Source organism: Lachnospiraceae bacterium (genome assembly GCA_022794035.1).
Lineage (GTDB): Bacteria > Bacillota > Clostridia > Lachnospirales > Bianqueaceae > CALWPV01.
Map to the genome: position 1 here is coordinate 301,749 of JAAWDX010000003.1, position 21,344 is coordinate 323,092.

At 43.5% G+C, this 21,344-nt stretch carries 27 protein-coding genes; 19 read left to right on the forward strand and 8 right to left on the reverse strand.

The window, feature by feature from the left end; all coding sequences use genetic code 11:
* Window positions 1–9 precede the first annotated feature (9 nt).
* From rpoC to HFE64_03140, 6 genes are all read left to right on the forward strand, one after another.
* Window positions 10–3,747: a DNA-directed RNA polymerase subunit beta' gene (gene rpoC, locus HFE64_03115; protein ID MCI8632458.1), complete on the forward strand. Its 3,738-nt coding sequence runs from the start codon at window positions 10–12 to the stop codon at window positions 3,745–3,747.
* Window positions 3,748–3,876: 129 nt separating this feature from the next.
* On the forward strand, window positions 3,877–4,290 hold the full coding sequence (rpsL, locus tag HFE64_03120) for a 30S ribosomal protein S12 (protein ID MCI8632459.1): 414 nt from the start codon (window positions 3,877–3,879) through the stop codon (window positions 4,288–4,290).
* Between the two features lie 118 nt (window positions 4,291–4,408).
* Window positions 4,409–4,879, forward strand: coding sequence for a 30S ribosomal protein S7 (gene rpsG, locus HFE64_03125; protein ID MCI8632460.1), 471 nt, complete (start codon window positions 4,409–4,411; stop codon window positions 4,877–4,879).
* A gap of 61 nt (window positions 4,880–4,940) precedes the next feature.
* Window positions 4,941–6,980 carry an elongation factor G gene (gene fusA, locus HFE64_03130; protein MCI8632461.1) on the forward strand — a complete coding sequence of 680 codons (2,040 nt, stop codon included), beginning with the start codon at window positions 4,941–4,943 and terminating at the stop codon, window positions 6,978–6,980.
* A gap of 104 nt (window positions 6,981–7,084) precedes the next feature.
* Entirely contained in the window at window positions 7,085–8,278 is a 1,194-nt protein-coding gene (gene tuf / locus HFE64_03135) for an elongation factor Tu (protein ID MCI8632462.1), read from the forward strand.
* 72 nt (window positions 8,279–8,350) lie between these two features.
* A complete protein-coding gene (locus HFE64_03140; GenBank protein ID MCI8632463.1) occupies window positions 8,351–9,169 on the forward strand; it encodes an exodeoxyribonuclease III in 819 nt (272 codons plus the stop codon).
* Here the strand turns inward: HFE64_03140 and HFE64_03145 are convergent.
* The 6 genes from HFE64_03145 to HFE64_03170 form a co-directional block, all read right to left on the reverse strand.
* Window positions 9,149–10,663: a recombinase family protein gene (locus tag HFE64_03145; GenBank protein MCI8632464.1), complete on the reverse strand. Its 1,515-nt coding sequence runs from the start codon at window positions 10,661–10,663 to the stop codon at window positions 9,149–9,151. The genes HFE64_03140 and HFE64_03145 overlap by 21 nt on opposite strands.
* 245 nt (window positions 10,664–10,908) lie before the next feature.
* Entirely contained in the window at window positions 10,909–11,889 is a 981-nt protein-coding gene (locus HFE64_03150) for a helix-turn-helix transcriptional regulator (GenBank protein MCI8632465.1), read from the reverse strand.
* Between the two features lie 205 nt (window positions 11,890–12,094).
* A complete protein-coding gene (locus HFE64_03155; GenBank protein ID MCI8632466.1) occupies window positions 12,095–12,523 on the reverse strand; it encodes a HicB family protein in 429 nt (142 codons plus the stop codon).
* Window positions 12,524–12,566: 43 nt separating this feature from the next.
* Window positions 12,567–12,758: a type II toxin-antitoxin system HicA family toxin gene (locus HFE64_03160; GenBank protein MCI8632467.1), complete on the reverse strand. Its 192-nt coding sequence runs from the start codon at window positions 12,756–12,758 to the stop codon at window positions 12,567–12,569.
* Window positions 12,759–12,843: 85 nt separating this feature from the next.
* Window positions 12,844–13,317 (reverse strand): helix-turn-helix transcriptional regulator, encoded by a 474-nt coding sequence (locus HFE64_03165; protein MCI8632468.1) that lies wholly within the window; start codon window positions 13,315–13,317, stop codon window positions 12,844–12,846.
* A gap of 392 nt (window positions 13,318–13,709) precedes the next feature.
* Window positions 13,710–14,099, reverse strand: a complete 390-nt coding sequence (locus HFE64_03170; GenBank protein ID MCI8632469.1) for a helix-turn-helix transcriptional regulator — start codon at window positions 14,097–14,099, stop codon at window positions 13,710–13,712.
* Window positions 14,100–14,235: 136 nt separating this feature from the next.
* Here HFE64_03170 and HFE64_03175 point away from each other — a divergent pair, with 136 nt between their 5' ends.
* Window positions 14,236–14,397, forward strand: a complete 162-nt coding sequence (locus HFE64_03175; protein MCI8632470.1) for a hypothetical protein — start codon at window positions 14,236–14,238, stop codon at window positions 14,395–14,397.
* Between the two features lie 36 nt (window positions 14,398–14,433).
* On the opposite strand, the gene HFE64_03180 is transcribed toward HFE64_03175, so the two are convergent.
* Together HFE64_03180 and HFE64_03185 are read right to left on the reverse strand one after the other, a co-directional pair.
* Window positions 14,434–15,027, reverse strand: coding sequence for a hypothetical protein (locus tag HFE64_03180; protein MCI8632471.1), 594 nt, complete (start codon window positions 15,025–15,027; stop codon window positions 14,434–14,436).
* A 53-nt stretch (window positions 15,028–15,080) separates the two neighbouring features.
* On the reverse strand, window positions 15,081–15,311 hold the full coding sequence (locus HFE64_03185; GenBank protein ID MCI8632472.1) for a helix-turn-helix transcriptional regulator: 231 nt from the start codon (window positions 15,309–15,311) through the stop codon (window positions 15,081–15,083).
* Window positions 15,312–15,753: 442 nt separating this feature from the next.
* Between HFE64_03185 and HFE64_03190 the strand changes: the two genes are divergently transcribed.
* The 12 genes from HFE64_03190 (at window position 15,754) to HFE64_03245 (ending at window position 21,342) form a co-directional block, all read left to right on the forward strand.
* A complete protein-coding gene (locus HFE64_03190; protein ID MCI8632473.1) occupies window positions 15,754–15,945 on the forward strand; it encodes a helix-turn-helix transcriptional regulator in 192 nt (63 codons plus the stop codon).
* A gap of 44 nt (window positions 15,946–15,989) precedes the next feature.
* On the forward strand, window positions 15,990–16,244 hold the full coding sequence (locus HFE64_03195; protein ID MCI8632474.1) for a hypothetical protein: 255 nt from the start codon (window positions 15,990–15,992) through the stop codon (window positions 16,242–16,244).
* A gap of 272 nt (window positions 16,245–16,516) precedes the next feature.
* On the forward strand, window positions 16,517–17,173 hold the full coding sequence (locus tag HFE64_03200; protein ID MCI8632475.1) for a YqaJ viral recombinase family protein: 657 nt from the start codon (window positions 16,517–16,519) through the stop codon (window positions 17,171–17,173).
* Between the two features lie 52 nt (window positions 17,174–17,225).
* On the forward strand, window positions 17,226–18,056 hold the full coding sequence (locus tag HFE64_03205; protein MCI8632476.1) for a DUF1351 domain-containing protein: 831 nt from the start codon (window positions 17,226–17,228) through the stop codon (window positions 18,054–18,056).
* A gap of 12 nt (window positions 18,057–18,068) precedes the next feature.
* Window positions 18,069–18,281 (forward strand): transmembrane Fragile-X-F protein, encoded by a 213-nt coding sequence (locus tag HFE64_03210; protein ID MCI8632477.1) that lies wholly within the window; start codon window positions 18,069–18,071, stop codon window positions 18,279–18,281.
* A gap of 18 nt (window positions 18,282–18,299) precedes the next feature.
* Complete coding sequence (locus HFE64_03215) at window positions 18,300–18,572, forward strand: hypothetical protein (GenBank protein MCI8632478.1); 273 nt, start codon at window positions 18,300–18,302, stop codon at window positions 18,570–18,572.
* A 36-nt stretch (window positions 18,573–18,608) separates the two neighbouring features.
* Window positions 18,609–19,355, forward strand: a complete 747-nt coding sequence (gene bet / locus HFE64_03220) for a phage recombination protein Bet (protein MCI8632479.1) — start codon at window positions 18,609–18,611, stop codon at window positions 19,353–19,355.
* A gap of 22 nt (window positions 19,356–19,377) precedes the next feature.
* Window positions 19,378–19,743: a hypothetical protein gene (locus tag HFE64_03225; GenBank protein ID MCI8632480.1), complete on the forward strand. Its 366-nt coding sequence runs from the start codon at window positions 19,378–19,380 to the stop codon at window positions 19,741–19,743.
* Window positions 19,731–19,949, forward strand: a complete 219-nt coding sequence (locus tag HFE64_03230; GenBank protein ID MCI8632481.1) for a hypothetical protein — start codon at window positions 19,731–19,733, stop codon at window positions 19,947–19,949. The genes HFE64_03225 and HFE64_03230 overlap by 13 nt, the downstream gene beginning before the upstream one ends.
* An 83-nt stretch (window positions 19,950–20,032) precedes the next feature.
* Window positions 20,033–20,521, forward strand: a complete 489-nt coding sequence (locus tag HFE64_03235) for a single-stranded DNA-binding protein (GenBank protein ID MCI8632482.1) — start codon at window positions 20,033–20,035, stop codon at window positions 20,519–20,521.
* Complete coding sequence (locus HFE64_03240; protein ID MCI8632483.1) at window positions 20,521–20,880, forward strand: DUF1064 domain-containing protein; 360 nt, start codon at window positions 20,521–20,523, stop codon at window positions 20,878–20,880. The genes HFE64_03235 and HFE64_03240 overlap by 1 nt, the downstream gene beginning before the upstream one ends.
* Window positions 20,881–21,024: 144 nt before the next feature.
* A complete protein-coding gene (locus HFE64_03245) occupies window positions 21,025–21,342 on the forward strand; it encodes a hypothetical protein (GenBank protein ID MCI8632484.1) in 318 nt (105 codons plus the stop codon).
* Window positions 21,343–21,344 lie beyond the last annotated feature (2 nt).

Here is a 21,344-nt window from a genome sequence, read left to right on the forward strand (position 1 = left end):
AACGCATAGATGGCTGTAAAAACCACACATCAATCCATACAGTTTGATGCGATTAAAATTGGTCTTGCTTCACCGGAAAAGATCAGAGAATGGTCCCATGGTGAAGTCAAGAAGCCGGAAACAATCAACTATAGAACCTTGAAACCGGAGAGAGATGGTCTTTTCTGTGAGCGCATTTTCGGACCGACAAAGGACTGGGAATGTCACTGCGGAAAATACAAACGGATTCGGTATAAAGGTGTGATTTGCGATCGCTGCGGTGTGGAAGTGACCAAAGCGAAGGTGCGTCGTGAACGGATGGGCCATATTGAGCTGGCAGCGCCGGTATCTCATATTTGGTATTTTAAAGGAATTCCCAGCCGGATGGGTCTGATTTTGGATATTCCGCCCCGTGCGCTGGAAAAGGTACTGTATTTTGCCTCCTACATTGTGCTGGACGGCGGCGATACAGGGCTTCTTTACAAGCAGCTTTTAACTGAGCGTGAGTACAGGGATGCGCAGGAAAAGTTTGGAGATGGGTTCCGGGCCGGTATGGGAGCGGAAGCTATTAAGGAGCTATTAGAAGCCATTGATTTGGAGAAACAGACGGCAGAGCTAAAAGAAGAGCTTGTAAACGCATCCGGACAGAAGCGGCTGCGGATTATTAAGCGCCTGGAGGTTGTAGAGGCATTCATGCAGTCAGGAAACCGTCCTGAGTGGATGGTGATGGATGTAGTGCCTGTTATTCCTCCGGATATTCGTGCGATGGTGCAGCTGGACGGCGGCCGCTTTGCTACCTCCGATCTGAATGACCTGTACCGAAGGGTGATCAATCGAAACAATCGTCTGCGCCGCTTGCTGAGTCTGGGAGCGCCGGATATTATCGTACGTAATGAAAAGAGAATGCTGCAGGAAGCGGTGGATGCCCTGATCGACAACGGCAGACGCGGCCGTCCTGTGACTGGCCCGGGTAACCGCGCTCTCAAATCTCTGTCTGATATGCTGCGCGGTAAGCAGGGGCGTTTCCGTCAGAATCTATTAGGAAAGCGTGTTGACTATTCCGGACGTTCGGTTATTGTGGTAGGACCTGAGCTTAAGTTCTATCAATGCGGCTTGCCGAAAGAAATGGCAATTGAGCTGTTTAAACCGTTTGTGATGAAAAAGCTGGTAGAAAAAGAGCTGGCTCATAATATCAAATCTGCAAAAAGAATGGTAGAGCGCCTCAAGGTTGAGGTGTGGGACGTGTTAGAAGAGGTAATCAGAGAGCATCCGGTTATGCTAAATCGTGCTCCTACACTGCACCGCTTGGGCATACAGGCCTTTGAGCCGGTACTGGTAGAAGGTAAGGCGATTAAGCTGCACCCGTTGGTATGCGTACCCTTTAATGCTGACTTTGATGGAGACCAGATGGCTGTGCATGTGCCGCTTTCAGTAGAGGCTCAGGCAGAATGCCGGTTTATGCTGCTTTCTACCAACAATCTGTTAAAGCCCTCGGATGGCGGCCCGGTTACAGTTCCGGCACAGGATATGGTACTGGGAATGTACTATCTGACGATGCAGAGACCGGATCATTTAACAGATGAGCAAAAGAATCAGCTGAGATTGTTTAAAGATGAGAACGAGGCCATTCTGGCAGAAGCGAACGGAGAGCTGACGCTGCATACGCCTATCCGCGTACGCCGTACGGTAGAGGTAAACGGTAAAAAGGTTTCAGGCTTAGCGGAAACGACGGTAGGCCGTATCATCCTGAATGAAAAGCTGCCGCAGGATCTGGGGTTTGTTGACCGTGATCCCAATCAGCCGGAGACCTTCCTGCCCTATGAAATCAATTTCCTGGTCGGCAAAAAGCAGCTTGGAAAAATTCTTCAGAAATGTATTGACGTACACGGCATTACATTTACTGTCAGCGTACTTGACAATCTCAAATCCTTGGGCTTTAAATATTCTACGCTGGGTGCGATTACCGTATCCGCTTCGGATGTTGTGATCCCCAGTGAGAAAAAGGATATGATTGCAAAGGCAGAAAAGGAAGTTGCTAAGATCCTGAGTATGTTTAAGCGCGGTCTCTTTACTAATGAAGAGCGCCATAAACGTATTATTGAGACATGGACCAATACGATTCGGGATATTACCGATCTGCTGCTCCCGAGTCTTGGGGAAGACAACAACATTTATATGATGATCGATTCCGGAGCCCGTGGATCAATCGATCAGCTGAAGCAGCTTGCCGCGATGCGCGGCCTGATGGCAAGCCCGAACGGTGAAGTCATTGAGCTACCCATCAAATCCTGCCTGCTGGAAGGGCTGGATGTTCTGGAGTACTTTATTTCTGCACATGGTACCCGAAAGGGCTTGGCCGATACAGCGCTTCGTACCGCTGACTCTGGATATCTGACCAGACGTTTGGTGGATGTGTCCCAGAATATGATCGTGCGCGCTGAGGACTGCTGTGAGGGCGAAGAAGAAGTCCGCGGTATGTGGGTTTCTGCCTATAAAGACGGAGATGAGATGATCGAGCCGCTCGAGGAGCGAATCCGGGGACGTTGGTCGATTGATGAAATCCGTCATCCGGAGACAGGCGAGGTCATTGTGCCTGCCGACAGTCTCATTGGACCGATTCAGGCAACCAAGGTTGTGGAAGCCGGTATTGAGAAGGTTTATATCCGGACAATGCTGACCTGTAAGCAAAAGCTGGGAGTTTGTGCAAAATGCTATGGCGCTGATATGAGTACCGGACTTCCGGTTCGCATGGGAGAGGCTGTTGGCATTATCGCGGCTCAGGCTATCGGCGAGCCGGGAACGCAGCTGACAATGCGTACCTTCCATACGGGCGGTATTGCAACGGGCGATGATATCACACAGGGTCTTCCGCGTGTGCAGGAGCTGTTTGAAGCCAGAAAGCCAAAGGGCTTAGCAGTGATTGCCGAATTTGGCGGACTTGTTCAGGAGAATATTACGCGTAAGAAGCGGGAAATCATTATCACCGACCAGGAGAGCAAGGAGAGCAAAAATTACCTGATTCCGTACGGTGCGCGCCTGAAGGTGAAGGATGGTCAGGTGATCGAGGCTGGCGACGAGCTGACAGAGGGTTCTGTCAATCCGCATGACATTCTGAAAATCAAGGGACTGCTGGCTGTTCAGGATTATTTGATTCAGGAAGTACAGCGTGTATATCGTCTGCAGGGCGTGGATATCAATGACAAGCACGTGGAAATCATTGTGCGGCAGATGCTGCGCCGTGTCCGGATCGAGGACAACGGTTCTACGGATATGCTGCCTGGCTCTCTGGTGGATGTGCTGGAATTTGATGAGAAGAATGCAGCGGCTGAGGAAAATGGCTTAGAGCCCGCTGTTGGCGAAAGAGTTCTGCTGGGTATCACCAAGGCTTCTTTGGCTACCGATTCCTTCTTATCTGCTGCTTCTTTCCAGGAGACAACAAGAGTGCTTACAGAGGCCGCGATTAAAGGTAAGGTAGATCCGCTGATCGGACTTAAAGAAAACGTAATCATTGGTAAGCTGATTCCTGCCGGTACGGGTATGAGTCAGTACCAGAGAGCGGAGTACGAACTGGATGGACTGCCGCCGGCAGAAATTCAGAAAATTGCGGATGAGGCTGCCAAGGCAGATGCCGAGAGTCTGGCAATGGCATATGAAGAAGAGGAGCCGGCTCTGTATCAGGATGCGCTGGAGGATGATCTAAGCGCACTCTTAGATGATGTTTTAGAGACTGCTGCTTCAGAAGAAGATTTGCCGGAAGAAAACGAATAAAATAGTTGACAGAATTAAATGAGCATGATATACTCATTTAGTCTGCGTATAACGCGGACCTGCTGAGCAGGTCCGTTGTTTTTTGGCTTTTAATAGCGGCAGATGAAAATTTGAATAGGAGGTGCCGATATGCCTACTTTTAACCAGTTGGTAAGAAAAGGAAGACAGGTTTCAGTAAAGAAATCTACTGCGCCTGCATTGCAGAGAGGATGGAATTCTCTTCAGAAGAAAGCCACTGATATTTCTTCTCCTCAGAAGCGTGGTGTTTGTACCGTAGTAAAGACGGATACACCTAAAAAGCCTAACTCTGCTCTTCGTAAGATCGCCCGTGTTCGCTTGAGCAACGGTGTGGAAGTTACCGCGTATATCCCTGGTGAAGGTCATAACCTGCAGGAGCACAGCGTTGTGCTGATCCGCGGCGGCCGTGTTAAGGATATGCCTGGTGTACGTTATCATATCGTGCGTGGCGTGCTGGATACGGCTGGAGTTGCTAACCGTCGTCAAGCTCGTTCTAAGTACGGTGCAAAACGCCCGAAAAAATAATAAGTAGGGAAAAGGTGCCAATCATATAGGGCAGTGCCCTTAGGTTGGCGCGAGACACGTAGGACTAACATGTGAGTACCTATGATCTAATTACAAATTAATTAAGGAGGGAAGAATCGTGCCTAGAAGAGGACATATTGCCCACAGAGATGTACTGCCGGATCCGATTTACGGAAGCAAGGTAGTTACAAAACTGATCAATAGCATTATGCTGGACGGTAAGAAGGGTGTTGCCCAGAAGATCGTTTACGGCGCGTTCAACCGGATTGCAGCTAAAACAGAAAAGGCTCCGCTGGAGGTTTTCGAGGCTGCTATGAATAATATCATGCCGGTTTTGGAAGTAAAAGCAAGACGTGTAGGTGGTTCTACCTATCAGGTGCCTATGGAAGTGCGCGTAGAGCGCAGACAGACATTGGGTCTGAGATGGTTAACGACTTATTCCCGTGCTCGTGGTGAAAAAACCATGGAAGAGCGTCTGGCGAATGAGATTATGGATGCCGCTAATAACACGGGTGCTTCTGTGAAGAAGAGAGAAGATACCCATAAAATGGCAGAGGCTAACAAGGCTTTTGCGCATTTTCGGTTTTAATTGAGGAGGACAAGTCGTGCCTAGAGAATATTCGTTGGAGAATACCCGCAATATTGGAATTATGGCCCATATTGATGCGGGTAAGACCACACTGACGGAACGTATTTTGTTCTATACCGGTAAAACCCATAAGATCGGCGATACTCATGAGGGTACCGCACAGATGGACTGGATGGAGCAGGAGCAGGAGCGCGGTATCACGATTACCTCTGCTGCTACTACCTGTTTCTGGAAAGAAAATCGTATTAACATCATTGATACTCCCGGACACGTAGATTTTACGGTTGAGGTAGAACGGTCTCTGCGTGTGCTGGATGGTGCCATTGGCGTATTTTGCGCTAAGGGCGGCGTTGAGCCCCAGTCTGAGAATGTATGGCGCCAGGCTGATCAGTACAACGTACCCCGTATGGCATTTGTGAATAAGATGGACATCATGGGCGCCAATTTTTATAATGCGGTGCAGATGATGAAAGATCGTCTGAAGGCCAATGCAGTGCCGATGCAGCTGCCCATTGGCAAAGAAGATGATTTCAAAGGTGTGGTCGACCTGATGACCATGAAGGCCTTTATCTATAATGATGATTTAGGCGAAGATATTTCAGAAGTAGACATTCCGGCTGATATGGCAGAACAGGCAGAGGAATATCATGTTGCGATGCTTGAAGCAATCTGTGAGACAGATGAAGAGCTGATGATGCAGTATTTAGACGGTGAGGAGATTTCCATCCCTGATCTGAAGGCTGCGCTGCGCAAAGCCGTTTGTAACGTGGAAATCATCCCTGTTTTCTGCGGTACTGCATATCGCAATAAAGGTGTGCAGAAGCTTCTGGATGCCGTAGTAGAATATATGCCTGCTCCTACGGATGTACCGGCTATTGAAGGTACAAAGATGGACTCTGAGGAAAAGGACGTGCGTCATTCTTCTGACGAAGAGCCCTTCTCTGCGCTGGCATTTAAAATTATGGTAGATCCTTTTGTCGGAAAGCTGGCCTTCTTCCGCGTATATTCCGGTACTGTGAATGCTGGTTCTTATGTTTTGAATTCTACTAAGAATAAGAAAGAACGTATGGGCCGTATTTTGCAGATGCATGCCAATAAGAGACAGGAGCTGGATAAGGTTTATTCCGGAGATATTGCCGCGGCAGTAGGACTTAAGGTTACTACAACGGGCGATACACTTTGCGATGAAAATCATCCGATCATTCTGGAATCCATGGTATTCCCGGAACCGGTTATTTCCGTTGCCATTGAGCCCAAGACCAAAGCCGGTCAGGAAAAAATGGGTGTGGCACTGGCTAAACTGGCAGAAGAGGATCCGACATTCCGTACGCATACAGATCCGGACAGCGGACAGACCATTATTGAAGGTATGGGCGAGCTGCATCTGGAGATTATCGTAGACCGTCTGCTGCGTGAATTTAAGGTAGAGGCTAACGTAGGCGCTCCGCAGGTTGCTTATAAAGAGGCGCTGACAAAAGAGGTTGACGTGGAAGGAAAGTTTGTACGTCAGTCTGGCGGACGCGGTCAGTATGGACACTGTAAAGTTCGCTTTGTTCCGATGGATCCCAATGGCGAGAATTTGTATGAATTTGTTAATGCAATCGTCGGCGGTGCGATTCCGAAGGAATATATTCCGGCAGTTGATGAAGGTATTCAGGAAGCAATGCAGAGCGGCTCTTTAGCTGGATATCCGGTATTGGGTATTAAGGCAGAGTGCTACGATGGTTCTTACCATGAGGTTGACTCCTCTGAGATGGCTTTCCATATCGCTGGTTCTATGGCGTTTAAGGAAGCAATGAAGAAGGGAGCTCCTACCTTGCTTGAGCCGTTGATGCGTGTAGATGTTACTGTGCCTGAGGAGTATATGGGCGATGTAATCGGAGATATCAATTCACGCCGCGGTCGTATAGAGGGAATGGATAATGTGAATGGAACTCAGGTTATTCATGGCTTTGTTCCGCTTTCTGAAATGTTTGGATATGCGACAGATCTTCGTTCAAAGACACAGGGACGCGGTACGTATTCTATGTTCTTTGATCATTATGAGCCAGTTCCCAAGAGTGTTGGCGAGAAAATCTTAAACGAGCGCGCTCGCGATTGATTTTAACTAACAAAATTTGTAAAACCCCTTGCAAAAACACGTCTTATTCACTATAATAGGACTGATGTTATGTAGTAAAAAACCTATATAGGAGGAATTTTATAATGGCAAAAGCTAAGTTTGAAAGAACTAAACCCCATGTAAACATTGGAACCATTGGTCACGTTGACCATGGTAAAACCACTTTGACCGCTGCCATCACCAAGACTCTTCATCAGAGACTTGGTACCGGTGAGGCTGTAGCCTTCGATATGATCGATAAGGCTCCCGAAGAGAGAGAGCGTGGTATTACTATTTCTACCGCACACGTTGAGTATGAGACAGAGAATCGTCACTATGCCCATGTTGACTGCCCTGGCCATGCTGACTATGTAAAGAACATGATCACTGGTGCAGCACAGATGGACGGCGCTATTCTGGTAGTTGCTGCTACCGATGGTGTTATGGCTCAGACTCGTGAGCACATCCTCCTGTCTCGTCAGGTAGGCGTTCCTTATATCGTTGTATTTATGAACAAATGCGATATGGTAGATGACGAAGAGCTCTTAGAGCTGGTTGATATGGAAATCCGTGAGCTGCTTACCGAGTATGAGTTCCCGGGAGATGATACTCCGATTATTCAGGGTTCTGCTCTGAAGGCTCTGGAAGATCCGAGCAGCGAGTGGGGTGACAAGATTCTTGAGCTGATGAAGTCTGTTGATGAGTATATCCCGACTCCTGAGCGTGATACAGAGAAGCCTTTCCTGATGCCTGTTGAGGACGTATTCTCTATTACTGGCCGTGGTACTGTTGCTACCGGTCGTGTAGAGCGTGGTGTTCTGCATGTATCTGAAGAGGTTGAGCTGATTGGTTTGACCACCGAAATTAAGAAATATGTTGTAACTGGTATTGAGATGTTCCATAAGCTGTTGGATGAGGCTCAGACTGGCGATAATATCGGTGCTCTGCTGCGTGGTATTCAGAGAGATGAGATCCAGAGAGGTCAGGTTCTGGCTAAGCCTGGTTCTGTAACCCCTCACCACAAAGTAAAGGGTCAGGTATACGTTTTGAAGAAGGAAGAGGGTGGCCGTCATACTCCTTTCCTGACCAACTATCGTCCTCAGTTCTATTTCAGAACTACCGACGTTACCGGTGTCATCACGCTGCCTGAGGGTACCGAGATGTGCATGCCTGGCGATAACGTTGAGATGGGCATCGAGCTGATCTACCCTGTTGCTATGGAAAAAGGACTGCGTTTTGCTATCCGCGAGGGTGGCCGTACCGTAGGTTCCGGTTCCATCACAGAGATCATCGAATAAGGTAAAGATTAAAAGGGCGCCGAAATGGGCGCCCTTTTTTTATCAAAGTGAATACTGAGAGTGAGGAAGAAAATGAAACTCATATCATGGAATGTCAACGGATTAAGAGCTTGTATGCAAAAGGGGTTCAAAGAGTTTTTTGATGCCTCGGATGCGGATTTCTTTTGTTTACAGGAGACAAAGCTGCAGGAAGGCCAGATTGATTTTGCACCGGAAGGATATTATGCATACTGGAATTATGCTGAAAAGAAGGGGTATTCTGGTACTGCCATTTTTACTAAGCATAAGCCTTTGCGTGTGAGCTATGGGATAGGCATTGAAGAGCATGATCATGAAGGGCGCGTGATCACATTGGAATATGAAAACTTTTATGTGATCACCGTGTATACGCCTAATTCCAAGCGAGAGCTCCTGCGCCTTCCGTATCGGATGATTTGGGAGGATGATTTTTTAGCATATTTAAAAAAGCTTGAAACTGTTAAGCCAGTTATTTATTGTGGAGACCTTAAGACTGAGCACTCATCATATACATCAGATGTGAAAAGAAAACCGGTGATTATTTGTGGTGATCTGAATGTGGCAGCTGCCCCAATAGATTTGCGCAATCCTAAATCAAACGAACGAAACGCTGGATATACTCCCGAGGAGAGGGAAAAAATGCGCTGCCTGCTAGAATCTGGATTTGTAGATACGTTTCGCTATATGTACCCTGATAAGCAAGAATTTTCTTGGTGGAGTTATATGCGCAATTCAAGAGAAAAGAATATCGGTTGGCGCATTGATTACTTTCTGATATCCGAATTTGCAAAATCCAGTATCAAAGATGCAGGAATTATGACGGATATTTACGGCTCCGATCATGCACCGGTATTACTTGATGTGGACATCTAGGACAAATTGGCCTTCAGAATCCCGGCTATAATCAATCTTCTCAATGATATTTTTTAAAAATTGATTTTTATCTTGTGCATCAATTTCATCGTCCTGCAGCGATTCCAATGCATCGGAAAGCAGCAGGACTTTTTCCTCATACTCAACTTTTTCCGGCATGGTGCTTTCTATTTCCGCGATTTGCTGCTCAATTGATTCGATCGTTGCATTATGTTTTGACTTTCTTTCCAAAAATTCATTTGATGTGTAGATTCCGTTTTCGTAATCATCAAACGCTTTCTCGAGTTTTCGCTTTGTAGCTTTTAATTGTGCCTGAAGCTTGTCTATTCGATCGATAAGGGCCCCTTCATCTACATCAGGAAGATTATCCACTTTAACCTCAAAATCATCTATATATAGTTTTAAACACTGCGTAAGGGCATCCATAACGTCATTAACCGCTGCGGATTTAACAGTACAAAACTGAGATAGGGGATGTGTATATCTATCTCGAGTATTTCCCTTATGTTTGCTGTAGTGCATCATTTTGCCGCAGCTCTTGCATGCGAGTAGACCGGCCAGCGGATTGATCAGTTTTAATCCGCTTTTTGTTTTGTCTGTTTTGAAATCTTTATTTGCTTCCATGAATGTCTCCTCATCGACCATTGCTTCGTGTTTTCCATCAAATAGCATATAGTGCTCTGTATGATTTGATCTCGGTCTGCTAGTTTTAAGTTTGCCATCTACCATTGTTTTAATCCGCATTCGATCATTCCAACGGACTTTTCCCATATTTACCGGATTCATTAGAATTGATTTCACGCTGTCTTTTGACCATTCCAGTTCGCCTCTATATGTTGGAATGCCCATTGAGGTCAGGCGCTTGGCGATTTTACCGGGGGACATTTTTTCTTTTATACGCCACTCGTACATCATTTTCCCAACATCAAATTCCTGCGGATGCGGCGTTAGAGTTCGGCTTCGTTTTGATTTTATGATATTCCAGCCATATGGTCGATAGCTACCCATATAGTTTCCCTCAACGACAGCCTGTTTCCGGCCCCGGTCAAGTCGTTTTTGAATCATCTTGTATTCGCGGCGGCTCATGAATAATTCAAATTCCATGTACTCTTCATCATCTGAATTGTGCGCTACGTCATATGTTTTTGTTGGCGTTACGACCAGCAGGCCGGTGTTGTTGTTTGCATACTTTAGGCAGTCTATTATCTTCTGGGCATCCCCTTGATTACCTCGCGACAATCTGGTTACTTCTACAATAATAATCCCTCGATATAGCCCAGCATAGCAATCAGCGATCAGTTTTTGAATTTCTGGCCTTGCCTCTATTGTTTCTCCGGAAACGATCTCGGAATAGATTTTGCCAACGTATAGGCCTTTTTTCTCGGCCAGTTCAATCAGTATTTCTTTATGCCGTTTTAGAGTTTCACCGGCACCCATTGCCTCCGCCTCTATGTCTTTTCTTGATTTTCGAAGATAGATTGCATATATATCCATCTTAGGAGGCAGAGTGTTGTCTATGATTCTATTTGTGTCCAATGTATTTATCATGCTCACTTTCAACTATTTGCGCTTCTCCTTTCACGGATATTATAACATCAGAATTGACCAACTTCAACGGGAACAGAAAGAAGATAAAAAGTTTGCAAAACTGCAAAGTCTGTGTTGACATTATTTTAAATAGTGCTTAAAAAATAATCTCTGAATCCCTTTATTTATACGGTTTTCAGAGATTTTATGTATTAGATCAGCGTTGCAATTTTGTTAAATATCCCAGGTCTGAATTTGTAAAATGTAGTGCCTGATGATTGATGCGGAATGACAATTTTTGCATTGTCCAAAACAACCAACTGATAGGATGCAGCATCCAGATGCATGCCAAGTGCAGCTGATATTTCATGCATTGATGATTCTCCATTTTTCATAATATATTTTATAATGTTCATTTGATCTGGATTTTTCAGCGCATTAGCTAAAATCGTTAAATCATTCGTATAACCGCCATGTGCATTCGATAGGTAATCCAATCCCAATAAAATAATATTCGGGGACTGATAGATATAAATGATTTTTCTGTGCAATAGGCAAAATGATATATATTGTGTGCTAGGCGATTTTTCGCAATTTATTTCTGTAAACGCCCGTGCAACAAATGCATCCGGATCCGCATCAAGAGCATCAACATATCTAGGCACATCAATTTCATATTTTTTTCTCATTCCTAAAATTATACTATATTTATCAGCTATGGCATTCTTCAACGATTTTTCATATATCTCCGGATCATCAAAATATGCTATCAACAGCTGTTTTACATTTTCATCACAATTTAGCGTATTTGATATGTATCTGGCTATATCATAACTATTGTCTGGCATAGGTGCATTATCTGTCCAGAAATCCCATAGCAGCTGTCGGACAGGGATATCACTTCCATTCAATATAGCGAATATATCTGAAATATTTATTTTACCCCCTAGATCATGCATAGTACGAATAAAAACCATACGTGAAAAAAATGACATCGTATGTTGTTTCTGTTTGAAAAACACAGCACAGCGTTGATCGATTTCTCCAATCTCCTCTACAATATTTTTATAGTAAATTAGATCATCTGGCGTATCTGCAATATGTGCTTCCCATGATTCCTGATTAAAATATATTACAAATACAAAGTACATATCCATAATAGCGCCGGGATCTGCGCATAATTTATAGTTCATTATAAATAAACCTCCTGTTTTTTTGTAATTCACGGGGCCAATATCAGTATAATGAACAAAAAACAGGATTTCAAGCTGTAAAAAATGGATAAAATCCCAGACAATTGCTGTCTGGGATAATTCTGGAATATAAAATTAAATTGGCGTCACTTTTTCTTAAAATTTCTAAAATACATTAGGTAGAACTAGTGAAGCAGTTTCCGACCTAAACGACATGCAGCTTTTCCTTCAATGCATCTTGCAGTGTCTGCGAAAAATTGACATCATGTTCCAGCGCTAGCGTATTGAGCCATGCAGGAATAGTAATAGTCTTTTTAACGGATTTTTCAAAATGCTCTTTGGCGTATGCTGCCACATCAACCGATACCATATTGACAAATGATTCACACTCTGGGGCCTCGGGAGTCAACTCTTTTGCGATAGCTACGGGATCAATATCAGTCATTTTAGATGGGGAAGGGATTTCATCTCCGTCTTTTTGGCAGGAGTACAGGTAGCCTGCAAGACAATCAACAGCCATTTCCATCGCCTCTTCAAAATCGGATCCCTCTGTGGCCAGCCAATTAAGATCGGGAAAGACAACAGAGTAAGCACCATCTTCTGCATAAAAACAAGCCGGGTACATAGATAACATATAGATACACCTCCTATATAATTCTTGGAAGCAGGCAAGGGGGCTACTTGAGCCCCGCCTGTTTCCTGATGGAGTTCTCGGTTTTCTTGCTCAAGTCCTTACCTGTATGAAAAGGAATTGTAACTTTTCCGGGCTTCGTAGGGTGTACATAATGTTTATGTGATCCTACTTGATGCTTGAAAATCCATCCATCTGCAAGGATTATTTTCTCCATTTCTCGTGGTTTTAATGGCATTTATGTTTACCTCCCTTGCAGTATTATAATACCATATAATACGTATAAAATCAATACGTATAAATAAAATAAATACAAAATATTTTCAAGGCGTGTCTTTGTCTTTATCTTCGGAGGATGTCCATTTAGCCCGTTTCTCTTCCATCATTTTTTGCATCAGCATGGTTTCGATTTCCTGCTGTACTTGTTTGGGAAATTCATTATATTTCAAAATGAAAGAGTTAACAAAGTCGACATCATATATATTCAATAACTTATTGACATCTTCTTTTTGATCTGATCGCCGATAGGCTCTTACTAAATTTTCTTCATGGGGCGTTAGAACAAGATCAGATGCGTGATCTGGTTTTGTGATAAACCGATTTATCCCTAAAAAATAGTCAGAGTCTATATTCAGTGCTTCGATTATGCGTTTGGCTATTTTTAGGTCAGGAATTCTATAATTATTTTCATAATTTGTTAGCGTTGATACTGCTACGCCGATTTCCTCTGCCAGCTGCGCCATTGTCATTCCACGGCGCTGTCGTGCAGACCTGATTTTTTCCCCGAGTGTTTTCAATGTATGCACCTCTTTTCCTATCATCAATTATATGTTAGCATTTTCAATATGTCAATCAAAATATTTCAAAACGAAAAATAAAATAATTCGTAACGAAATATTTGACTTGACACATCACCATCAAAGTAGTATTATTAGCTTAGTCATTCAATACGAAACATTAAGTGATTCAAAATGAAATACTTGAGGCGGTGATAATGATTAAAATATAGACTATTTTTATGCACTAGGTAATATTACGGAGGAAGAGAAAATGAAATACATAGAACGATCTATTGAATTGTTGGAAAAAATAAAAGAAAAAATAATCACAATTGATGATGAAGACATGGAATATATTTACGAAACTATAAAAAACATAATCCTAGTCAATCAAAAAGGCTGAGCATTGCTCAGCCTTTTTTTTCTGCCAGCTTCTCCGCGATGGTCGCCAATACTTCCCATTCATTTTCATTCAAGTTGGCCAAAACAGATAGAAATCGAGATTTAAAACTATCTGGCCCTTCCTTAAATACCGTTGCTGCGAATTTTGACAATTCGGCTGCCCTGCTGGGAGGCAGGATCATATCGCCTTCTCCGGTCTTTAACCAGTCTATACTAATATTAAACTGTTCGCATATATCTTCAATTATACGTTCACTTGGCGTGGTGTCTTCCCTATTGATTATTTTCCAAACATAGGCGGGAGTCACGTTTATTTTTTTTGCAAAATCTGTTTGATTCAAACCACTATGTTCAAATACCCGGCATATACGATCTCTGATAGTTTCCAATTTTTTCAAAACCTCCTTTTTTAGAAGTATACAACATGGAAAATAATTAGTCAATGAAAAAATAAACCCAGTTTAAAAATAACGCTTGACAATACAACTTAGTAATAATATAATTAAACCAAGTTTAAAATGAAGGAGGGATTATATGACAGAAAAAGAAAAGCTGATTGAAGATCGCATCAGGAAGGCGATTCCACAGCTAACTACAGATCAGCAAGAGGCATGGCTGACTATCGGTGAAACTATGGTGCTTATCAAGAACATCATGGAGGAGAATAGGCGAAAAGAAGCAGAGCCTGCAAGTTGACAGGCTCTGCGGAGAAGAAGTCGAATTGATAATATTTCATTTGTTATTTTCGGTGAGTTTGTAAATGAGTTCACGTTCTTCGTGGGATGGTTCTTTGCCAGATTTCTTTAGCATTCTAATGAATCGATTTGTCATACCATCTCCATATGCTCCGTTTAAGAGGGCTTCTGTACAAATGTTTGCTGACTGTTTAAACTGGCCTCTTTTTTCATATATCATGGCCAATCTTTTATACGCAGGAACATTTTCAGGAGGTTTCTTTCCATGTTTAATTTCGATAGAGGACATGAGCTTATATAGAGCAATGTTCTCGTAGCACTCTACGATATATTGGTCTGCAGCAGGGCCAGTGAATGATTTGGAGTTGTAGAGTATAGACCAGCCAGACTGAATTTTTTTCATACCGGCATAATATGCATCCGAAACAGGCTTGAGTATTTCTAGGTATCGCTCAAACTCCTCAAATTCCCATTTTGCGAATTTCCAGTTATTTACTACCTTAAGATATTCCCATTGCTCAGAAGAGCCACCAGCATCTATGAAATTGAGCAAGTTCTCATACTCTGTCAAGGATGTATCAACAGTGAAATCAAAAGTTTTCTTGCCAAACAGCTTTTTAAATAGTCCCATATGGCGATTGCCTCCATTTTTTTAGATTTGCTGAGCAGCGGCTCGAGGAGAGGTTACTTATTTATCTCTGGCTTGTCGGTGCGACCAAGGAGGTAGTCAACAGAGCAGTCAAGGTAATCGGCGATCTTAACGATTGCTTCTATTCTTGGATAAAACCCTCCTGATTGCATAGAAGATAAGGTATTTATACTTAGGTTGCATTCAGAAAGCAATTCTTTAATTGTAATTTTGTTCTGTTTAGCAAGCGCCTTAATTGTTATCGCAACTTCTTGTGAATTATGCATTATATGTACCTCGTAAATTTGTGCAAGTTTACAAAATCACAATTTATTGTGATTTTGTGTTGATTATCACAAGTTATTGTGATATAATATAACCAGGTTAAGAAATTAACCTAAATATACCAAAACAGGAGGAAAAAAGCAATGAGCAAGCGAAAGAAAAGCGGTAATGAAGAAGATCGGCGACTCAAAACCATCATTCTCATTACCGCAGTCACAAACCTTATCAAGACACTGATCGATTTGATCAGCAGCTTGATAGAGTAGGGATAGGGGCGAAAGCCCCTTCTCCTAAAAGATATATCTTTCAAGGTTCATTGTCAATATATAAATTCAAATTTTAAACAGGAGGTAAAAGGATGGAAACATTAAAAATTGTGTTACAGATTGCAAATATCTGGCTTGATGTCTTGCTTATTGCATTATTGGTTAGGGGGTGGAGAAAGTGAGCGTAGGCGCAATGATTCGGAAAAAGCGAGAGGAGAAAGGCTTGCAGCAAGTGGATGTTGCAGATCGTGTCGGAATCTCTCAGGCAATGTTATGCCAGATTGAGAGAGGTACTAAGAATCCATCGCTGCAAGTGAGTAAGGAAATAGCAAACGTGCTAGGCTGTCAGATCGAAGATTTACTGGAATAAATTAAAAACCCGAGCAGCAGCTCGATAAAAAGGAGAACACAACAATGAGCAAATTTTTAACTGATGAACAGGTGCAGATTGAAATTGATCAGCTGAATGAATCGCCGGCCGTAGCGTTGGCAAGACAGGAGCAGCGCCTAAAATATCGCAAGCGCCAATATTTATATGTGCTTCGCTGGTATGAAAAGCGAGGCAAGGAGTTGATGGCTGCTGGTATTACCTATGAGGCCATGGTGGAAGACTACAACCGATTAAAACAAGAGGATGGAGTTGAAATTGATGGAAGCGGCGAAGACTGAGATCAGATACGGCAATGCAATCGTTCGGATGCATGGAACACCTAACACAGAGACGATAAAAAAAGCGGCAGAGCAATATTTAAGGAGAGTTGAGCAATGCAGACAAAGAGAAAGCAGAGAGAAATCAAGCACCTGAAGCACCTACGTGCGGAGTATATAGAGGATTCTGCATTTTGGTACGTGCAAGGAGATTATGCCCAGCATCTTAGATCAGTAATGCGGGCAGTGGATATAAACCATCAGATCATTGCAAGAAGGAAGAGGTTTTTTTAATGGCGGTTAAGATGCTGACATTTGATAGCCGGGAGGAATGGCTGAAAGGCCGTGGGCGTACCATAGGAGGCTCGGATGCATCGGCAGTTATTGGGTTAAATAGATGGAAATCGAATGTTGATCTTTTTCTTGAAAAGACAGGTCAAAAAGAGCCTGACGATATATCAGAAAAACCATATGTGAAATATGGAAATGATGCAGAAATGCACCTGCGGGAACTTTTTCGGTTAGATTTTCCGCAATACCGAGTTGAGTATGTAGCAAACAATATGTGGATCAATGATAAATACCCGTGGGCGCATTACTCTGCAGATGGATGGCTTTTCGATGAGGCTGGAAGGCTTGGCGTTTTAGAAATCAAAACAACCGAAATTCTGAAAAGCATGCAGAAAGAAAAGTGGAATAACCGGGTGCCAGATAACTACTTCGTGCAATGTCTGCACGGCATGGCGGTAATGGATGCGGAATGCTGCTGGCTAAAAGGTCAACTGAAAACAGTTTTTGAGGGTGTCCCTTACCTGCAAACAAGGCACTACTGCATTGAAAGAAGCGAAGTGCAAGATCAGATTGATTATTTGATGCAGGAAGAAGAAAAATTCTGGTTAAGTATGCAAAAAAAAGAATGTCCGCCGCTGGTATTACCAGATGTAATTTGAAATCAACCTGCAATGCAGGATGAAATAAAAACCAAAAGGAGAATAAAGCAAAATGGAGCTAAGGATTGAACAATTTCAGCTGCCGAAAAAGATTGAGTTTAATTTTGCAGAACTGAAAGAAGAGCTCGCCGCCAAGGTTGAGAAGTATAACGGTCTTGTCTATGACGATTCTCAGATCAAGCTTGCGAAATCGGATGTTTCAAATCTGAGAAAGCTGAAAAAGGCCTTGAATGATGAACGAATCCGCAAGGAAAAAGAGTACATGCAACCGTTTAACGAGTTTAAGGCAGAGATCAATGAGGTTATTCAGATTATTGATCAGCCGATTGCTATGATCAGCAGGCAGATCGAGGACTATGACAACCAAAAGAAGCAGCAAAAGCTAATCGAAATCAGAGAATATTTTGACAGCTGCGAGCGCCCTGAATGGCTGAATTTCGATCAGATTTTTGATGAAAGATGGCTGAATGCCTCGGTATCGATGAAGCAGGTTGCTGTTGCTATTGATGAAAGATTAGACCAGATCGAGATTGAGATGAAAACATTGAAAACTCTTCCGGAATTTTCATTTGAGGCAATTGAAACCTACAAGCACAGCCTAAACATCAACATGGCAATAGCGGAAGGCCAGCGGTTGGCTGAAATTCAGAAGAGAAAGGCAGAAGAAGTTGCCAGAAGGCAGCAGGAAGCAGAGGAAAAGGCAAAACAGGAAGCGGCTGTCCTGCATGCTGCACCGACAGAAAATGATCAATCTATGGAAGTGCAGATAGAAATGCCTGTTAGAGAGTGGATATCCTTCAAAGCATATCTCAGCGTTGAAGAGGCACGGGAACTTTGTGCATGGTTTAAACAGAACGGCATCCAGTACGGACCGGCAAGGTAAGAAAGGGAAATCATGGGATTTACAGAAATTTTGACAATTATCTTTGTTGTATTAAAGTGCTTCGGCCTTATCAGCTGGTCATGGTGGCTTGTGCTACTGCCGGAACTGATTGCATTTGCGTTGTATCTGCTCCTGATTGTGCATGCGATTTACACGTATTATCAGGTCGCAAAGGAAGCTAAAAAATTCAGGAAATCGTTTTTTGATGACCTGATGAAACATTAAGAAAAGGAGAAAAACAAAATGATTACTTGTGACAAAGGACACGTAAAAATGAATGGTCCATTTCCGATTATATTGTCAGAATGTACAGTCGTTATACGTTCCATCTTTGAAATACTGACCGAAAAAGGAATGCCGGAAGAATTGGCAAAAAGACTCATTCAGAATGCTTATGATACGGCATTCATGAGCAATGAAGAAATAGAAAAATCAAGCAATGAAGCCAAATCAAATATGTCGAATGATCTAAGAATTGTTATCGAACGCCTTGCAGAAGCCTTGCAAGAAGATTGAATTTGAAATTTTTTTTAAGAAAAGGAGAGGAACAAAATGGCAGTAACAAATCAAATCACACCACGCAAGAACAGCACTCAAATTCTTGAGTACGAAGCAAACGGCGAAAAGGTTAAACTTTCGCCGCAAACCGTAAGAAACTATCTTGTTTCCGGCGGCGGCAATGTCAGCGATCAGGAAGTCGTGATGTTTCTCAATCTTTGCAAGTACCAACACCTTAATCCGTTTCTAAGGGAGGCGTACCTCATCAAGTATGGTAACAGTCCGGCAACGATCGTCACAGGTAAGGACGTATTTATTAAGAGGGCAAAGCGTAATCCTGCTTTCATGGGAAAACAGTCTGGAATTATCGTGCAGACGGAAAACGGCGAAACGATTGAGCGGGAAGGAACTTTTCACCTGCAGGAAGAGAAGATAGTCGGCGGCTGGGCAAAAGTATTTGTGAGAGGTTATGAGCATCCAGAATATGCCTCTGTAGCATTTGACGAATACGCAGGCAGAAAAAGCAATGGGGAGCTCAATAGCCAATGGGCATCCAAACCGGCAACCATGATCAAAAAGGTTGCTCTCGTGCAGGCGTTACGCGAAACATTCCCAGAGGATTTTAACGGTCTGTATGTGCAGGAAGAAAAACCCGAGACTTCTGAGATTGTGCTTGATGAAACAATAATTTCAGAGCCAGCTCAGCTGCAGCAAGAAGTGCAGCCAGTGCAGCAGATACAGCAGGAACCAGTGCAGACCGCTGACAATGTGCAAGCGGCGCTGTTTGGTGATAATTTTTAAAATTTAAAGGAGATCAAGGAAAATGGAAAAAATCACACTGAATGGAATCGATTATGTAAAGGAAGAGGATGTCAAAGAGCTATCACCTGCTGAAAAGTTGGATGGCATGGAATATTGCATCATTCGAACCTATTCCGCTGGTGTATTTGCCGGATATGTAGAGAGCAGAAACGGAAAAGAAACCGTTATCCGAAAAGTGCGTAGGATCTGGCGTTGGGCGGGTGCCAATACTCTGTCTCAGTTAGCGGTTGACGGAACGTGCAAGCCGGAGGAGTGTAAATTCGCTTGCGAAGTGGACAAGATCATTGTCACGGAAGCGATTGAAATTATTCCTTGTACAAAAAAAGCCATGCGATCAATTAAAGGGGTAGAAGAATGGAGAATGTAACTAAGAAGCCCTCTGGCTGTGGTTCTGGCTCAGGCTTCGGCTTTGAAGATGGCACTGGCGGTTTCTTTGGCCTTTGCGATGGCACTGGCGATGGCACTGGCATTAGTGATGGCTATGGTTTTAGCAATGGCTGGGGTGATGGCTCCGGCACTGGCACTGGCTTTGGCTATAGTTGTGGATCCGGCAATGGCCGGGGCGACGGGTAATCGAATGAATTTTACTGTTATTTCGTAAATACAAAAATATACCCCGCATGGTATTTTCCCTGCGGGGTAGGAAAGGAAACATTATGAATAAATTCATCATATCTGGCCGGCTCTGTGCCGACCCTGAGATCAGGTATACGCAGAATGGGACACTGGTTGTCACTTTTGATTTTGCTGTCAATCGACGTTTTAAGCGGGAGGGTGATCCGGATGCCGATTTCTTCCGCTGTAGCGCATTCGGAAAAACCGCTGAGGTATTTCAAAAATGCAGTATCACGAAGGGTACGAAGTTGATACTGGAAGGCGAAGTGCGCAATAACAACTACACCGACAAGGAAGGAGTGAAGCACTACAGCGTGCAAGTTGTTGTTTCGTCGATAGAATTTTGCGAAAGCAAAGCAGCAGATCAAAACTCGCAGGAAGCTGCACCTGCATATGCACCGAATAACACGGGATATAATGCTGCCGTTACCGCTGCGCATGCATTCCCGCCAGCGCCGCAATACTCGCAAGAATCTATTGGATATGACGGATTTGAGGAATATCAGTCAGATGAGGGGCTCCCGTTTTAATGGCGAAGTATCGAAGCAAAAAAACGATCATTGACGGAATAACGTTCGATTCACTGAAAGAGGCCCGGAGATATAGGGAGCTGCGCCTGCTAGAAAAGGCGGGCGCAATCTCTGATCTCCGCACGCAAGTCAGGTTTGTTCTCATTCCTGCACAGCGGGAGCCGGACGGAATCGGGAAACGTGGCGGCAAGATCAAGGGAAAACTGATTGAGCGGGAATGCATCTACGTGGCAGATTTTTGCTATACAGAAAATGGTGCTCAAATTGTGGAAGATACAAAGGGATTTCGGACAAAGGATTACATAATCAAGAGAAAACTTCTCTTGTGGATTCATGGAATCCGGATCCGAGAGACTTAATGATCTGATAAAGGTTTGATTTAATACCCCGTCAGGATTGCGTAACGGCATGATGAGGCGCTTTATATCGTATCAGTGAGTATTTTATCGATCGAAGAAATAAATCGGCTTAAACTGCCGTTAAATGATTAAGGAGATTAACTAATGAATGAACTGGTTAACACGAAGAACCTTGTAGCTGGAATTTTGAAACAAGATAAGACAGCGAGGGATAGCGACGATTACCTGTATTACCTTGTCTGCAAGGAAAAAATGAAAGCGGCCGGCGATAATATTGACGGCATTAGTTTCCGGGATGGCCTGATATACCGAAGTTTTTACGGCCTTCCAGCATTTGAAACTGTCCGCCGAGCAAGACAGAAAATTCAGGCGCAGAACCCGGATCTTTGCGCAAGTGCAGATATGCAGGGCATGCGGGAAATGAAAGAAGCGAGATTTAGAGCATTTGCAAAAGAGGAATGAGC

Bases quoted from the DNA above. Each gene is read 5' to 3' on its own strand.
- rpoC (MCI8632458.1), top strand. From the start codon at position 10: ATGGCTGTAAAAACCACACATCAATCCATACAGTTTGATGCGATTAAA.
- rpsL (MCI8632459.1), top strand. From the start codon at position 3,877: ATGCCTACTTTTAACCAGTTGGTAAGAAAAGGAAGACAGGTTTCAGTA.
- fusA (MCI8632461.1), top strand. From the start codon at position 4,941: ATGGCCCATATTGATGCGGGTAAGACCACACTGACGGAACGTATTTTG.
- tuf (MCI8632462.1), top strand. From the start codon at position 7,085: ATGGCAAAAGCTAAGTTTGAAAGAACTAAACCCCATGTAAACATTGGA.
- HFE64_03140 (MCI8632463.1), top strand. From the start codon at position 8,351: ATGAAACTCATATCATGGAATGTCAACGGATTAAGAGCTTGTATGCAA.
- HFE64_03145 (MCI8632464.1), bottom strand. From the start codon at position 10,663: ATGGATATATATGCAATCTATCTTCGAAAATCAAGAAAAGACATAGAG.
- HFE64_03150 (MCI8632465.1), bottom strand. From the start codon at position 11,889: ATGAACTATAAATTATGCGCAGATCCCGGCGCTATTATGGATATGTAC.
- HFE64_03155 (MCI8632466.1), bottom strand. From the start codon at position 12,523: ATGTTATCTATGTACCCGGCTTGTTTTTATGCAGAAGATGGTGCTTAC.
- HFE64_03160 (MCI8632467.1), bottom strand. From the start codon at position 12,758: ATGCCATTAAAACCACGAGAAATGGAGAAAATAATCCTTGCAGATGGA.
- HFE64_03175 (MCI8632470.1), top strand. From the start codon at position 14,236: ATGACAGAAAAAGAAAAGCTGATTGAAGATCGCATCAGGAAGGCGATT.
- HFE64_03180 (MCI8632471.1), bottom strand. From the start codon at position 15,027: ATGGGACTATTTAAAAAGCTGTTTGGCAAGAAAACTTTTGATTTCACT.
- HFE64_03185 (MCI8632472.1), bottom strand. From the start codon at position 15,311: ATGCATAATTCACAAGAAGTTGCGATAACAATTAAGGCGCTTGCTAAA.
- HFE64_03195 (MCI8632474.1), top strand. From the start codon at position 15,990: ATGAGCAAATTTTTAACTGATGAACAGGTGCAGATTGAAATTGATCAG.
- HFE64_03200 (MCI8632475.1), top strand. From the start codon at position 16,517: ATGGCGGTTAAGATGCTGACATTTGATAGCCGGGAGGAATGGCTGAAA.
- HFE64_03205 (MCI8632476.1), top strand. From the start codon at position 17,226: ATGGAGCTAAGGATTGAACAATTTCAGCTGCCGAAAAAGATTGAGTTT.
- HFE64_03210 (MCI8632477.1), top strand. From the start codon at position 18,069: ATGGGATTTACAGAAATTTTGACAATTATCTTTGTTGTATTAAAGTGC.
- HFE64_03215 (MCI8632478.1), top strand. From the start codon at position 18,300: ATGATTACTTGTGACAAAGGACACGTAAAAATGAATGGTCCATTTCCG.
- bet (MCI8632479.1), top strand. From the start codon at position 18,609: ATGGCAGTAACAAATCAAATCACACCACGCAAGAACAGCACTCAAATT.
- HFE64_03225 (MCI8632480.1), top strand. From the start codon at position 19,378: ATGGAAAAAATCACACTGAATGGAATCGATTATGTAAAGGAAGAGGAT.
- HFE64_03230 (MCI8632481.1), top strand. From the start codon at position 19,731: ATGGAGAATGTAACTAAGAAGCCCTCTGGCTGTGGTTCTGGCTCAGGC.
- HFE64_03235 (MCI8632482.1), top strand. From the start codon at position 20,033: ATGAATAAATTCATCATATCTGGCCGGCTCTGTGCCGACCCTGAGATC.
- HFE64_03240 (MCI8632483.1), top strand. From the start codon at position 20,521: ATGGCGAAGTATCGAAGCAAAAAAACGATCATTGACGGAATAACGTTC.
- HFE64_03245 (MCI8632484.1), top strand. From the start codon at position 21,025: ATGAATGAACTGGTTAACACGAAGAACCTTGTAGCTGGAATTTTGAAA.